The sequence below is a fragment of the Paenibacillus sp. NPDC057934 genome, assembly GCF_042887565.1.
Classification (GTDB): domain Bacteria; phylum Bacillota; class Bacilli; order Paenibacillales; family Paenibacillaceae; genus Paenibacillus_AQ.
Window position 1 is genome coordinate 124464 of sequence record NZ_JBHVPB010000005.1, and the last position, 13543, is coordinate 138006.

The 13543-nt window shown below is 50.6% G+C and carries 10 protein-coding genes; all 10 read left to right on the forward strand.

Features of this window, described 5'->3' with window-relative positions; genetic code table 11:
- The first annotated feature begins 61 nt into the window (after window positions 1-61).
- A complete protein-coding gene (gene bshC, locus ACFVRY_RS12880) occupies window positions 62-1693 on the forward strand; it encodes a bacillithiol biosynthesis cysteine-adding enzyme BshC (RefSeq protein WP_387500589.1) in 1632 nt (543 codons plus the stop codon).
- A gap of 274 nt (window positions 1694-1967) precedes the next feature.
- Window positions 1968-2405: a division/cell wall cluster transcriptional repressor MraZ gene (mraZ, locus tag ACFVRY_RS12885; protein ID WP_387500590.1), complete on the forward strand. Its 438-nt coding sequence runs from the start codon at window positions 1968-1970 to the stop codon at window positions 2403-2405.
- 39 nt (window positions 2406-2444) lie between these two features.
- The gene (gene rsmH / locus ACFVRY_RS12890; RefSeq protein WP_387500591.1) at window positions 2445-3398 is read left to right on the forward strand and encodes a 16S rRNA (cytosine(1402)-N(4))-methyltransferase RsmH; all 954 of its coding nucleotides are present in this window, start codon (window positions 2445-2447) and stop codon (window positions 3396-3398) included.
- Between the two features lie 23 nt (window positions 3399-3421).
- Window positions 3422-3814 (forward strand): septum formation initiator family protein, encoded by a 393-nt coding sequence (locus ACFVRY_RS12895; protein WP_066364151.1) that lies wholly within the window; start codon window positions 3422-3424, stop codon window positions 3812-3814.
- Between the two features lie 45 nt (window positions 3815-3859).
- The gene (locus tag ACFVRY_RS12900; protein ID WP_387500592.1) at window positions 3860-6082 is read left to right on the forward strand and encodes a penicillin-binding transpeptidase domain-containing protein; all 2223 of its coding nucleotides are present in this window, start codon (window positions 3860-3862) and stop codon (window positions 6080-6082) included.
- Between the two features lie 82 nt (window positions 6083-6164).
- Entirely contained in the window at window positions 6165-8090 is a 1926-nt protein-coding gene (locus ACFVRY_RS12905; RefSeq protein ID WP_387500964.1) for a stage V sporulation protein D, read from the forward strand.
- A gap of 107 nt (window positions 8091-8197) precedes the next feature.
- Complete coding sequence (locus ACFVRY_RS12910) at window positions 8198-9685, forward strand: UDP-N-acetylmuramoyl-L-alanyl-D-glutamate--2,6-diaminopimelate ligase (protein ID WP_387500593.1); 1488 nt, start codon at window positions 8198-8200, stop codon at window positions 9683-9685.
- Window positions 9682-11085, forward strand: coding sequence for a UDP-N-acetylmuramoyl-tripeptide--D-alanyl-D-alanine ligase (locus ACFVRY_RS12915; RefSeq protein WP_387500594.1), 1404 nt, complete (start codon window positions 9682-9684; stop codon window positions 11083-11085). Before ACFVRY_RS12910 ends, ACFVRY_RS12915 begins: the two co-directional genes overlap by 4 nt.
- 22 nt (window positions 11086-11107) lie before the next feature.
- Entirely contained in the window at window positions 11108-12073 is a 966-nt protein-coding gene (gene mraY / locus ACFVRY_RS12920) for a phospho-N-acetylmuramoyl-pentapeptide-transferase (protein ID WP_175372879.1), read from the forward strand.
- A 3-nt stretch (window positions 12074-12076) separates the two neighbouring features.
- Window positions 12077-13498 carry a UDP-N-acetylmuramoyl-L-alanine--D-glutamate ligase gene (gene murD / locus ACFVRY_RS12925; protein WP_387500595.1) on the forward strand — a complete coding sequence of 474 codons (1422 nt, stop codon included), beginning with the start codon at window positions 12077-12079 and terminating at the stop codon, window positions 13496-13498.
- Window positions 13499-13543: the final 45 nt, after the last annotated feature.

Consider the following 13543-nt stretch of genomic DNA (forward strand, 5'->3'; position numbering starts at 1 on the left):
GATAGAGTTTATCACTCTGTAATTTATATATAGCAGAGATAGCAGACAGGAGGCTACAGCAATGAAGATTGTAACGGAGCCGCTTGCGGGCGGATCTGCGCTTGCCAGGGACTATATGAACCGTTATGAGACGGTAGAACATTTATACGGTGGTGACTTCCGTAATGAAGGCAGCAGAGTGTTGCGGGCGGAATGGCTGGACAGCCGTGAGGCCTTGCGTGCTGACCGGGCGCAGGTGGCAGCTTGCCTGCGGAGTTATAATGAAGCGCACAATTCACATGAGGCAGTAATGTCTTCGCTTGCACTACTGGAGCAGCCGGGAACGCTGGTAATTTCCGGTGGCCAGCAAAGTGGGTTGTTCACGGGACCACTGCTTGTGATATATAAGGCAATGACAACCATATTGGCGGCAAAAGAAGCCGGAGAGCAATTGGGCCGGCCTGTTGTTCCATTATTTTGGATTGCCGGGGAAGATCATGACTGGGATGAGGTCAATCATACCTATGTGCTGAACCGCAGCGGAGAAATCAGTAAGATCAAGATTGAGAAATCCGGAGATGTGCGTTCATCGGTTAGCGATATCAAGGTTGAAGAAGAAAGCTGGCAGCAAGCCGTAGCTCAACTGGATGAACTGCTGCAGGACAGCGAGTTTAAAGCAGGGATTATGGAATTCATTCGTGAAGCCTCTTCTGCTTCCAATAACATGACAGATCTTTTTGCCAAGCTGATGGGGAATCTGTTTGGAAAATTTGGTCTGATCCTGCTTGATTCTGCTGATCCCTGTCTACGCAAGTTGGAGCAGCCGTTTTTTGAAACGTTGATCCGGGAGAATGGAGAACTGGAGACAGCCTATCTAAATGCGGCTACCGCTATTCGTGATAGCGGGTACGAGCTTCAGGCCGATGTGACAGAAGGTAGTGCCAACCTGTTCTATATTCATGAAGGCACACGCTTGCTGCTACACAAGAAGGATGGTTTCTTTACAGACCGTAAAGGAACTGTATCCTTTTCTAAAGAAGCACTTCTGGATATACTGTATACCCACCCAGAGCGTTTCAGCAATAATGTGCTGACCCGGCCGCTCATGCAAGACTATCTATTGCCTACATTGGCTACGGTGCTTGGACAGGGAGAGATTGCTTACTGGGCCATTCCTCATCAGGCATTCCGTACGTTGGGCGGGACCATGCCGCTGATTATGCCGCGGATGTCTTTCACCCTGGTGGAGGGCACGCTTCAAAAGCATATGGACAAGTACGGAATCGGAGTCCCTGATGTACATCAGGGACTGGACAGTAAGAGACAGGAATGGTTGACTGCGCAGGACGAGCTTCGTCTGGGAGCCCGTTTTGAAGAAACAAAAGCAGCATTCAATGCGCTCTACGAGCCTTTGATTGAACAGCTTGGCACTATACAGGCCGGACTGCTGAAGCTGGGAAGTAATAATAAGGACAAGATCTTGGATCAGATCTCTTTCTTGCAAGCCAAAGCTCTGGATGCTGTCGAGAAGCAGAATGAAGCGGCACTGCGACAGTGGGAACGGATTGAGTTGTCCCTAATGCCGCAAGGAAAGCTGCAGGAGAGAGTCTACAACATCATGTACTACTTGAACCGGTATGGACCAGATTGGCTTGATAATCTAATGGCTGTTCCTGCTGATTACAGCGGTACCCACCGCATGATATATATGTAACTTTGCATAGTGGATACGATGCAGAAGCCGTTCTGCCGGAAGCATATTCCGGTCGGGCGGTTTCTTGCGTGTTTCTGGTAATTTATACAGGGGTGAACAGAGGTCGAACAGGACCTTGGAACCATATGTATAGGCGCTTAGATGTGATTTTACATTTAGGAAACAATTACCTTGGTCTGGAAAAAGGTTTTTGATTTTTAACGGCGAATCTATTATGCTTAGGTGGTGAAAAGTGGGGTAAAGTGGGGATTTGGGGAGCGGGAGTGGGAAAACTATGTTCATGGGTGAATACCAGCATAGTATCGACGAGAAAGGCCGAATTATTATTCCGGCCAAGTTCCGTGAAATGCTCGGAACTTCCTTCGTGGCGACCCGCGGACTTGACTCCTGCCTTTTTGTTTACCCCATGGAAGAATGGGGCATCATGGAGCAAAAGCTCAAAACCCTATCGTTGATGAAATCGGATGCCCGCGCATTCAGCCGCTTTTTTTTCTCGGGAGCGACAGAATGCGTCTGGGACAAGCAGGGCAGGGTAAACTTGCCGGGTAATTTACGGCAGTATGCCAAGCTGGACAAGGACTGTGTTATTCTAGGCGTTTCTAACCGGGTGGAGATCTGGAACAAGGGGCTTTGGGAGCAGTACTTCGAACAGTCAGAAGAATCATTCAACGAGATTGCCGAGAAATTGGTCGATTTCAACTTTGATCTATAAACCACACAAATATCGAATACTGTCCTGGAGGGATGCAGCTTGTTTCATCACATCACGGTGCTTAAAGAAGAAGCGACAGAAGGGCTGCACATCAAAAAAGACGGAATCTATGTAGATTGCACGCTCGGCGGGGCAGGTCACAGCTCACTTATCGCTTCCAAACTCAGCGGAGAAGGCCGTTTAATCTGCTTGGATCAAGATGACTGGGCCCTGAACAACGCCAAGGAAAAACTGGCTGAATACGGGGATAAAGTTGTTCTTGTGAAGACGAATTTCCGTGATTTGGAATATGTGCTTAGAGATGTGCCTTTTGTCCCGAAGAAAGACGGAGTTCCCCAGGTTGACGGGATTCTCTTTGATCTTGGCGTCTCATCGCCCCAGTTCGACGAGGGGGAACGCGGCTTCAGCTACAATCACGATGCGCCGCTGGATATGCGAATGGACCAGTCGGGAATGTTGACTGCAGCTGATATTGTGAACACTTGGTCCGAGCAGGAGATCGCACGCGTTCTTTTCCAATATGGAGAAGAGAAATTCTCGCGACGGATTGCCGGACGCATTGTAGCGCGGAGAGCCGAGAAGACTATAGAGAACACTGGCGAATTAGTAGAGTTGATCAAGGAAGGTATCCCTGCGGCTGCGCGCAGAACTGGCGGACATCCTGCCAAACGTAGTTTCCAGGCCTTGCGCATTGCTGTAAATGATGAATTAGGTGCTTTTGAAGAAGGGTTGCACGGAGCGGTACGCTGCCTGGCGCCTGGAGGAAGAGTATCTGTCATCACCTTCCACTCGTTGGAAGATCGAATTTGCAAGCAGATTCTGAGCAGTTATGTCAGCAAATGCACATGCCCACCTGATTTTCCGCTATGTGTATGCGGTGCTGAAGGCTCGCTCAAGCTGATCAATCGCAAACCACGCTTGCCTTCCGAGGAAGAGCTTGAGCTTAACTCTCGTGCCCGTTCAGCGAAGCTGCGTATTGCAGAGAAATTGTAAATTACGATAAAGGAGAGTCAGAGATGGCCTATACCCGCGGCAACTTGGCAGTCCAGCCCAAAAGAAAAGAAGAAAAAAACCCACTATACCGCGAGAAGACAAAAGTAGTCACCAGGCGAATGGTGCTCCCCATGCAAGAGAAGCTGCTGTACATGCTGACTCTAAGTGTATTTGTCCTGGTAGCCGTCACCCTGATTTGGCGTTACGTTCATATTTACGATTTGAACAAGCAAGCGCAGAAGCTGGATGCTGAAATTGCCAGAGATAAGAAGCAGATCGCTACATACCAGATGGAGAAACAGACGCTGGAACAGTTGATCCCGCAAAAAGCCAAGGAACTGGGATTTGTCCCACCCAATGAGGATACTACGATATTTGTTCCGAAATCAGGAACATCTACTGACGGAGATAACTAGTAAGCGATTGGCAAGATCGCAATAATAGAGTCTGTGAGGTTAGGTATGATTAAAAGAATAAAACTTCGCACGCTGTTTATAGGAGGGTGTATCACCCTCTTTTTTCTTGTTTTGGTCGGAAGGGTATTCTATATCCAGGTGCTAAACGGGGATTTCTGGCAGGAACGGGCACAAAAGCAGTGGGCGCATACCTCCACAATCAAGGCGACCCGCGGGGTGATTACCGACCGCAATGGAAGTACATTGGCCAGCGACGTTCCAGCGTACACTGTTGTTGTAAACCCTGAGGTGATTAACGAGAATGGTATTGGCGAAGAGGTGATCGCCGGGCTTAAGGATCTGCTGAAGAAGCCGGAGAATGAACTGCGGAAACTGGTTGAAGCCAAGGATGAGAACGGTAATTTTTTGAAGAACCGCGAAATTCGTAACGAAGGCTGGAAAATCGATCAGGATCTTTATGAGAAAGTAGTGGCTTTTCGAGATAAGCTGAAAGAAGAGCATAAGATTCAGGAGACGGGGCTCGGATTTGTACGGGAACAGAAAAGGTATTATCCCAAGAATACTTTTGCGGCCCATGTTCTCGGGTATACAGACCGTGACGGCAATGCCGTTATGGGTTTCGAGAAGTACTTTGACGATCAGTTGAAAGGTAAGGATGGTCAGTTACTCTATAAGAGTGACGGTAAGGGAGTCAAGCTGCCCAATGCCGAAGAATCTTATCAACCAGTTGTCAATGGAAACAATTTCAAGCTGACGATTGATAGTACCATTCAGTATTATATCGAAGAGGCAATGAAGAAGGCCTTTAACCAGTATAAGCCAAAGAGCATGACTGTCATCGCGGCAGATCCGAACACAATGGAGATTCTGGGGATGGCGAATATGCCCACCTTCAACCCTAATGCTTTTTGGGAAACTAAAAATCAAGGTGATTTCCGAAATCATGCCATCCAGTCCATTTATGAGCCTGGCTCTACATTCAAGATTGCTACACTGGCCGGGGCAGTGCAAGAGAAGTTGTTCAAGCCTGATGATACATTCATGTCCGGATCGATTCGGATCAAGGGCTATAGCAAGTCACTGCATGATATCAAAAAAGCCGGCTGGGGCCAAATCTCGTTTCTTGAGGGTGTAAAACGCTCCAGTAACGTAGCTTTCGTCAAACTAGGTTATGAAATGCTAGGACAGGATAGACTTTTAAAGTATATTCAAGATTTTGGTTTTAAAGAGAAAACAGGTATCGATTTGCCGGGGGAAGTAACGGGTAGAGTATCGCCCCAATACCCCGTTGAATTTGCCACACTGGCTTATGGTCATGGTAAAGTGCAGGTAACCCCGATCGAACAGTTAACGGCGGTTGCAGCTATTGCCAACGGCGGCAAGCTGATGGTTCCACATGTGGTCAAGGAAGTGACCAACCCGAATACTGGACAGACGGCAGTTACCAAGCCAGAGGTTGTGCGGCAGGTGATTTCGGAGGAAAGCGCTAGGGAGACCGGGGGCTATCTGGAACAGGTTGTTGCTGACCAGACTATCGGTACTGGACGCCATGCTTATATTGAGGGCTACCGGGTAGCAGGGAAGACGGGGACGGCTATTAAGGTTGAGGGTCAGGACTATGTAAAATCCAAAGTACTTGTATCCTTTATTGGCTATGCACCCGTGAATGATCCGAAAATTGCTGTCATCGTCATCATTGACGAGCCGAACGTCGAGGTAGGCGGCGGAACGGCAGCGGGACCAGTGTTCAAGGAGATTGTCTCTCAGTCGCTGCAATACATGGGTGTTCCGAAGAATGTCACCAAAGATGATAAAAACAGCAAAGAACCGGTCAAAGCGGCGGCTCCGGTTCTGCGCACGGCCCCAGATCTTAAAGGGAAAACGATGAAGGAGGCCCGTGAACTTCTGCTTAGCGGTGGATATGATTTCGAGACTGTTGGTCAAGGAGCTTCTGTGGTCAGTCAGTATCCTGCTGGTGGAACGAAGCTTGCTTCAGGCCAGCGGATTTATCTGCTGAGTCAGGAGGGAGATTCGTCGATCATTCCGGACTTGAAGGGACAGTCCTTGCGCGATGCGCTGGAAGTACTCAGCCTTCTCAAGGTTGGAATCGTTGTACAGGGTGAAGGTTATGTAACAGAGCAAGTAGAGAGTACGAAGAATGGCAAGAAGCTTATCACCCTCAAACTAACTCCGCTTAACGAGCCAGGGGGAGATCAGGCAGCTGATCCACCTCCGGACGGAGGTAGTGAGGGCAAAAGCAAACCATAGGCTTGTTCTAACCCCTGTTTGTCCCGAATAGTCATGAAGGTAAGAGCGCATGTCTATTACCTGGGAAACGGGGGAGAACGGTATGAAGGTATCGAAGGTTACAAGCCGGCGAAGAATGTTGTGGACGCTGCTGGGACTGGCTTTGTTGTTTGGTTCGCTGGCAGTTCGGCTGGCTTATGTACAATTGTCCAAAGGCCAGGAATTGACTGCCAAGGCTGAGGATTCTTGGCGCCGGAATATTCCCTTTACCGCCAAGCGCGGTGAAATATTGGACCGCGAAGGTGTTCCGCTGGCCTATAACATCAGTTCACCTACGATCTACGCTATTCCTGTGCAAGTAAAAGATAAAGAGACGACAGCACAGCAGTTGGCACCCTTGCTTGGCATGACCAAGGAGAAGCTTGTGCCTATGCTGTCCCAAAAGAAAGCCTCGGTGAGACTGCAGCCCGGCGGCCGTAAAATTACGATGGAGCTTGCTGCCGAAATTCGTGATTTGAAGCTGCCGGGCATCGTTGTGGCTGAGGATAGCAAACGCTATTACCCCTACGGTGATCTTGCAGCTCATATCCTAGGCTTTACAGGGATAGACAATCAGGGCATTACCGGAGTAGAAAGCATCTATGACAAGCTGCTACAAGGCATTGGTGGTAATATCTCTTATCTCTCCGATGCCGGTGGGCGATTAATGCCAGGTTCCTCTGAGAAGTATTCCAAGCCTCAGGATGGTCTTAATCTGGAACTGACGATTGATAAGCAGATCCAGTCGATTATGGAACGAGAGCTGGATCAGGCGATGGTGAAGTATCAGGCTCAGGGGAGTTGGGCCATTGCCATGAATCCCAAGAATGGCGAGATTCTGGCGATGGCCAGCAGGCCGGGGTATGAGCCAGGGAAGTACAAGGAATATGATGCTCAGACCTATAACCGGAACTTGCCGATCTGGATGACCTACGAGCCAGGGTCCACTTTTAAAATTATTACCCTAGCGGCTGCACTTCAGGAGGGGAAGGTTGATCTGCAGAACGATCACTTTTTTGATCCTGGTTTTATCGAGGTCGGCGGGGCCAGACTCCGTTGCTGGAAGAAAGGCGGCCATGGCAGCCAGACCTTCCTGCAGGTTGTGGAGAACTCTTGCAACCCGGGCTTCGTGGCTCTGGGTCAGCGGCTGGGTAAGGACTCATTGTTCAAATACATCCGGGATTTCGGTTTTGGCAGCAAGACGGGAATTGATTTGAACGGGGAATCGAACGGTATCCTGTTCAAGCCATCGCAGGTGGGTCCCGTCGAGTTGGCAACCACGGCGTTTGGCCAAGGTGTCTCGGTTACACCGATTCAGCAGATCACAGCAGTATCGGCAGCTATTAATGGCGGCAAGTTGTATAAACCGCATGTAGCCAAAGCCTGGATTAACCCGGATACAGGAGAAACCGTCTCAGAGGTGGAACCTGAACTGGTACGGGAGGTTATTTCTGAGGAGACCTCGAAGAAGGTTCGGGCTGCGCTGGAGAGCGTGGTTGCCAAAGGCACTGGCCGCCCGGCTTTTATTGATGGATACCGAGTAGGTGGCAAGACGGGTACTGCACAGAAGGTCATTAATGGCCGCTACTCTCCGACAGAACACATCGTTTCTTTTGTCGGTTTTGCGCCAGCGGATGATCCGCAAATCGTTGTTTATACGGCGGTGGATAATCCGAAAGGCATTCAGTTCGGGGGCGTTGTCGCTGCGCCAATTGTACAGAATATTTTGGAAGACTCCTTGCATTACATGAAGGTGCCTGAACGGACTGATCAGCTAGCCAAGAATTATAAATACGGTGAAACGCCAATTGTGACTGTGCCAGATCTCACCGGCGCCACCGTACAAGATATTTATGAAGATCTGAATATGAACTTTACACTGGCCCGCTCCGGAACGGGTAATACCGTAATCAATCAGGCCCCCAAGCCGGGAGCCAGAGTGGAACGGGGATCGACCATCCGCATTTACATGGGTGCATCACCCGAATAACCAGTAATGGATGGAGTGACAGACCGCCAGAGCGTCAGTATCAAATATGCATCCCAAGAGGTATACTACTATATCTCTTATCCGAAAATGTAGAGTGAGGGATTACTATGAAAGTTAATGAATTGGCTTCCTGTCTCGCTGTATCACGGCTATACGGGGCAGGAGATATTGAGATCAAGAATCTGCAGACTGATTCCCGCCGGGTACAGTCAGGTGACTTGTTCATCTGTCTGCCCGGCCACACTGTAGACGGACATGAATACGCCTCGCAGGCTGTGGCAAACGGAGCTGCTGCTATTGTGGCGGAACGAAGACTTGACCTTGATGTGCCGCAAATTGTAGTAGGCGACAGTCGTTTTGCGATGTCTGTGCTGTCTAATGCCTTTTTCGGTTCCCCGAGCAGCCGTATGCGCATGATCGGTATCACGGGCACCAACGGTAAGACTACGACAACCTATCTTATCGAACGGATCATGGAAGATCATCAGGTGAAGACAGGACTCATCGGAACCATTCAAATGCGCTATGATGGTCAAAGCTATCCGATGTCTGGCACCACGCCGGAATCACTGGAGCTACAGCGCTCACTGAACGATATGGCGACCAAAGGCGTGGAATTATGCGTCATGGAAGTGTCCTCGCATGCGTTGGAGCAAGGACGCGTAAAAGGAACGGATTTCCGCACAGCGATATTTACGAATTTAACCCAGGATCATTTGGATTATCATCATACAATGGAGGAGTACCGGGCAGCCAAGGGGTTGTTCTTCTCCCGTCTGGGCAATGTGATCTCCCCCTGGAAGGAAGAGCGCAAATACGCGGTGCTGAATGCAGATGACGGGGCCAGCGTCTATTTTGCAGCCCAGACAGCTGCGGAAGTCATTACATACGGCATTGACAATGAAGCCAATGTTCGTGCATCCCAAATTTCAATTACTGCAAAAGGAACATCTTTCCATGTGGATACGTTTAAAGGAGAGACGGACATTTCGCTGCGTATGGTCGGCAAGTTCAATGTGTACAACGCGTTGGCTGCCATTACGGCCGCTCTTTTGGAGGATGTGCCGTTAGAGGAGATCAAGGCTAGTCTGGAAGCAGTACCCGGTGTGGCCGGGCGGGTAGAATCAGTAGACGAAGGCCAGGAGTTTGCGGTGATCGTGGATTATGCTCATACCCCGGATGGCCTGGAGAATGTATTGCGCGCGGTGCGGGAGTTTGCAACGGGCAAGGTACTAACCGTCTTCGGCTGCGGCGGGGACAGAGACCGCACCAAACGTCCTCTAATGGGCAAAATCGCTGCCAAGTACAGTGACGCTATCCTTGTTACCTCCGACAATCCGCGTACCGAGGACCCACTGCTGATATTGCAGGATATCGAAGCCGGATTGGTGGAGGATGGGGTTGCACGGGAACGCTACGAACTGATCGCAGACCGAAGGGAAGCTATTAGGAATGCTATTGAAATGGCAAGCCCCGGCGATGTAGTATTGATTGCGGGGAAGGGTCATGAGACCTACCAATTGATCGGCGGAGTGGTTCACGATTTCGATGATCGCGTCGTCGCTAAAGAAGTGATAAGGGGCCGAAACTATTGATTACTAGTACACTTGGAAATATCGCCGCTATGTGCGGGGGGCAACTCTTGGCTCCTGCTACTGCCGATATAGAGGTTGCGGGGGTCGTTACGGATTCTCGCAAAATTGTGCCTGCCTGCCTGTTCGTTCCACTGGTAGGCGAGAAATTCGATGGACATGATTACGGTGCTGCATCGCTTGCGGCAGGGGCGGCTGGCACGCTCTGGCAGCGTGATAGGGGACCTGCCCCTGAGGGTGGAGTCATTCTCGTTGAAGATACGCTAGTAGCTCTTCAGAAGCTGTCCGCTTCTTATCTGGATATCGTGAAGCCTCAGGTCGTAGCCATTACGGGTAGTAACGGCAAAACAACGACCAAGGATATCGTTATGGCCTTACTAGAGAGCCAATATAAGGTTCATAAGACACAAGGTAATTTCAACAATCATATCGGCTTGCCGTTAACGATTCTGTCGATGGCTGCCGATACCGAGATTGCCATCCTGGAGATGGGCATGAGCGGTCGAGGGGAAATTGCTCTGCTGGCCTCACTAGCCCCCCCGGATATCGCTATCATTACCAACATTGGCGAGTCTCATCTACTGCAGCTCGGCTCTCGTAAGGAGATCGCCCGGGCGAAGCTGGAAATTGCTGAAGGCTTGAAGCCTGGCGGCGTGCTCGTTTATAACGGGGATGAGCCACTGCTTGCGGAAGTGATGGAGGAACCAGGGTTCCAGGCTCCGCAAGAGATGAGAACCTTCCGTTTCGGCTTATCCGCAGATAATGATGATTATCCGACAGGTATGATGGCTCACAGTGCGGGAATGAGCTTCACTTCCCATCTTCATGCCGAGTGGGCCTTTACTCTGCCGCTGCCGGGCCGCCATAATGTGGTGAATGCTTTGGCTGCGCTGGCGGTTGCGCGTCACTTCGGCATTACGGAGGAGCATATCGAGCAAGGCCTCGGCGAGCTCCGGCTGACAGGTATGAGGATTGAAGTGATCTCAGTGCCTTGCGGACTAACCCTGCTGAACGATGCCTACAACGCCAGTCCGACATCTATGAGGGCAGCGATTGATGTCATCCAAGCCATGAAGAGCAGCGGCAGCAAAATCGCCGTGCTTGGGGACATGCTGGAACTTGGGCCGGAGGAAGAACGGTTTCACCGTGAAATCGGTAGCTACCTGAATGCCGATGAGCTTGATTTTGTATTTACTTTTGGCCCTCTGTCTACACATATCGCAGAAGCTGCCACCAAGACATTCGGGCCGGACAGAGTATTTGCTTTTACCGATAAAGCGTCTCTGACGGACCTTCTGATCGCCAAAAGCACGCCAAGGGATATTGTGCTCTTCAAGGGCTCAAGAGGCATGCGACTGGAAGAAGTGCTGGGGTCACTGAATGCACATTATCAACAGACATAGAACACTAGGAGGGGGTGTACCCATGGATTATCAATTATTGCTACTTACTATTGCTGTTTCCTTTATCCTTGCGGTCATTGCCGCTCCGCTCTTCATTCCGCTGCTGCGCAGGATGAAATTCGGACAGCAGGTTCGTGACGACGGGCCGCAGAGCCATCTTAAGAAAGCGGGAACACCTACAATGGGCGGAATCGTGATCATTGTAGCCTTTACTTTGTCTTTTCTTAAGTTTTCCGTAGTAAACTCAGATTTTTATGTTCTTCTTGTGGCTGCGCTGGGCTTTGGCCTGATCGGCTTCTTGGATGACTATATCAAAATCGTCTTCAAACGTTCCCTCGGACTAACAGCGCGCCAGAAGCTGATCGGACAGCTCCTCGTGGGAGCTGTAATGTGCTATCTGCTGATTTCTGCGGGTCATAGCACGAGCATCAGTGTACCGGGGACATCATGGAGTTTTGATTGGGGTGGCTGGTTCTACTATCCATTCGTCATCGTCATGATGATGGCCGTCACCAATGCTGTTAATTTTACCGATGGCGTAGATGGTCTGCTGTCCGGGGTTAGTGCGATTGCCCTTGCGGCTTACGCTGTTATTGCCATGCAGACGACTTCCATTGCGGCAGGCGTATGTGCTGCGGCGATGATCGGCGCTGTGCTAGGCTTTCTGGTCTTTAACGCCCATCCGGCCAAGGTGTTCATGGGGGACACGGGGTCGTTCGGGATTGGTGGAGCCATTGGTGCCATAGCGATCGTAACGAAGAGTGAGTTGTTATTCCTAATCATTGGCGGTGTATTTGTAGTAGAAATGCTATCCGTTGTATTGCAGGTAGCTTCCTTCAAAACTCGTGGCAAGCGTATTTTCAAAATGAGCCCGATCCACCATCACTTTGAACTCAGCGGCTGGTCGGAATGGCGGGTCGTCATCTCGTTCTGGGCGGTAAGTCTGGTGCTGGCGGCCGTAGGACTTTATATTAGCAAGGGGTTGTAGACTATGAAACATCCAGATTTGTATCGTGGAGAAGAGGTCGTCGTTCTGGGTCTTGCCAAGAGCGGCGTCCAGGTGGCCAAAGTGCTGCATGAACGCGGCGCCGTAGTTACTGTCAATGATAGAAAAGAAAGAGAACAAAGTCCCGAAGCTTCCGAATTGGAATCTTTGGGAATTTCTGTTATATGTGGTGGGCATCCGGAAGGGTTGATTCATCCTGGCATCAAGCTGGTGGTTAAGAACCCTGGCATTCCATATTCTGTACCTCCCGTGCAAAAAGCGCTGGAACTCGGCATAGAAGTGGTGACAGAGGTTGAAGTAGCTTACCGCCTTTGTGCCGCGCCGATGATTGGTATCACCGGTTCTAACGGCAAGACGACCACAACGACCTGGGTGGGCCAGATGCTGGCTGCGGCGGGCATGAAGCCGATAGTGGCCGGCAACATCGGCACACCACTCTGTCAGGCCGCACAGGAGGCCTCTGAGGACAACTGGATGGTGGTTGAACTTAGCAGCTTCCAGCTTAAAGGGACAGAGACCTTCCGACCGAAGGTAGGCTGTCTGCTTAACGTAGCTGAGACGCATCTGGATTACCATGGGGACATGAAAGACTATGTGGATTCCAAAGCGAAGATTTTTGCCAATCAACTGAATAGCGACACAGCCGTGCTGAACTGGGATGACCCGGTTTGTCGTGAGTTGGTTCCTTATGTAAAAGCAGAACTGCTTCCATTCTCTATGACAGAGGAACTGGTACAGGGTGTCTTTGTTAGCCCATCCTATGTACCAGATGTAGAAGATGATCTGGAACGCGTCATTCTCTATCGGAATTCGGAGGGTCGGGAGATTGAGATCGCTGCGGTAGATTCTATCAGTCTTCCAGGACGCTTCAACGTGGAGAATGCGCTGGCTGCCAGCGCCATTGCCATAGCAGCGGGGGCAGACCCTGCCGGACTGGCAGCGGTTCTAACTTCTTTCCGTGGTGTGGAGCACCGCCTGGAATATGTCGCCGATAAGAACGGTGCTGCGTATTACAACAATTCCAAAGCGACGAATTCCAAAGCGACTACGATGGCGCTGACCTCCTTCCGCCGGCCGGTGGTGTTGATTGCTGGCGGACTGGACCGCGGTTCGGATTATCTGGAGCTGCTGCCTGTCTTAAGCGGCCGTGTTAAGGCCCTTGTGGCGTTGGGAGAGACGAAGGACAAGCTAGTTAACGTGGCGAAGCTGGCAGGATTAAACGCGGTGGTCTCCGTCGATAATGGGAAGAGCGCCGCCGCCGTGCTGGAGCAGGCCGTGCGGGAGGCTTCCGCTCTGTCGGAAGAAGGAGACATTGTTCTCCTGTCACCTGCATGTGCAAGCTGGGACATGTTTACATCCTATGAAGAGCGCGGGCGTATTTTTAAAGAGGCGGTGCATAACCTTTAAGTAGGGGGGCGGATAAGCCCCTACTACGGAAGCAGAGGTGTGCTC

Excerpts from the sequence above, each read along its gene's own strand:
- bshC (WP_387500589.1), top strand. The coding sequence starts at position 62 with ATGAAGATTGTAACGGAGCCGCTTGCGGGCGGATCTGCGCTTGCCAGG.
- mraZ (WP_387500590.1), top strand. The coding sequence starts at position 1,968 with ATGTTCATGGGTGAATACCAGCATAGTATCGACGAGAAAGGCCGAATT.
- ACFVRY_RS12895 (WP_066364151.1), top strand. The coding sequence starts at position 3,422 with ATGGCCTATACCCGCGGCAACTTGGCAGTCCAGCCCAAAAGAAAAGAA.
- ACFVRY_RS12900 (WP_387500592.1), top strand. The coding sequence starts at position 3,860 with ATGATTAAAAGAATAAAACTTCGCACGCTGTTTATAGGAGGGTGTATC.
- ACFVRY_RS12905 (WP_387500964.1), top strand. The coding sequence starts at position 6,165 with ATGAAGGTATCGAAGGTTACAAGCCGGCGAAGAATGTTGTGGACGCTG.
- ACFVRY_RS12910 (WP_387500593.1), top strand. The coding sequence starts at position 8,198 with ATGAAAGTTAATGAATTGGCTTCCTGTCTCGCTGTATCACGGCTATAC.
- mraY (WP_175372879.1), top strand. The coding sequence starts at position 11,108 with ATGGATTATCAATTATTGCTACTTACTATTGCTGTTTCCTTTATCCTT.
- murD (WP_387500595.1), top strand. The coding sequence starts at position 12,077 with ATGAAACATCCAGATTTGTATCGTGGAGAAGAGGTCGTCGTTCTGGGT.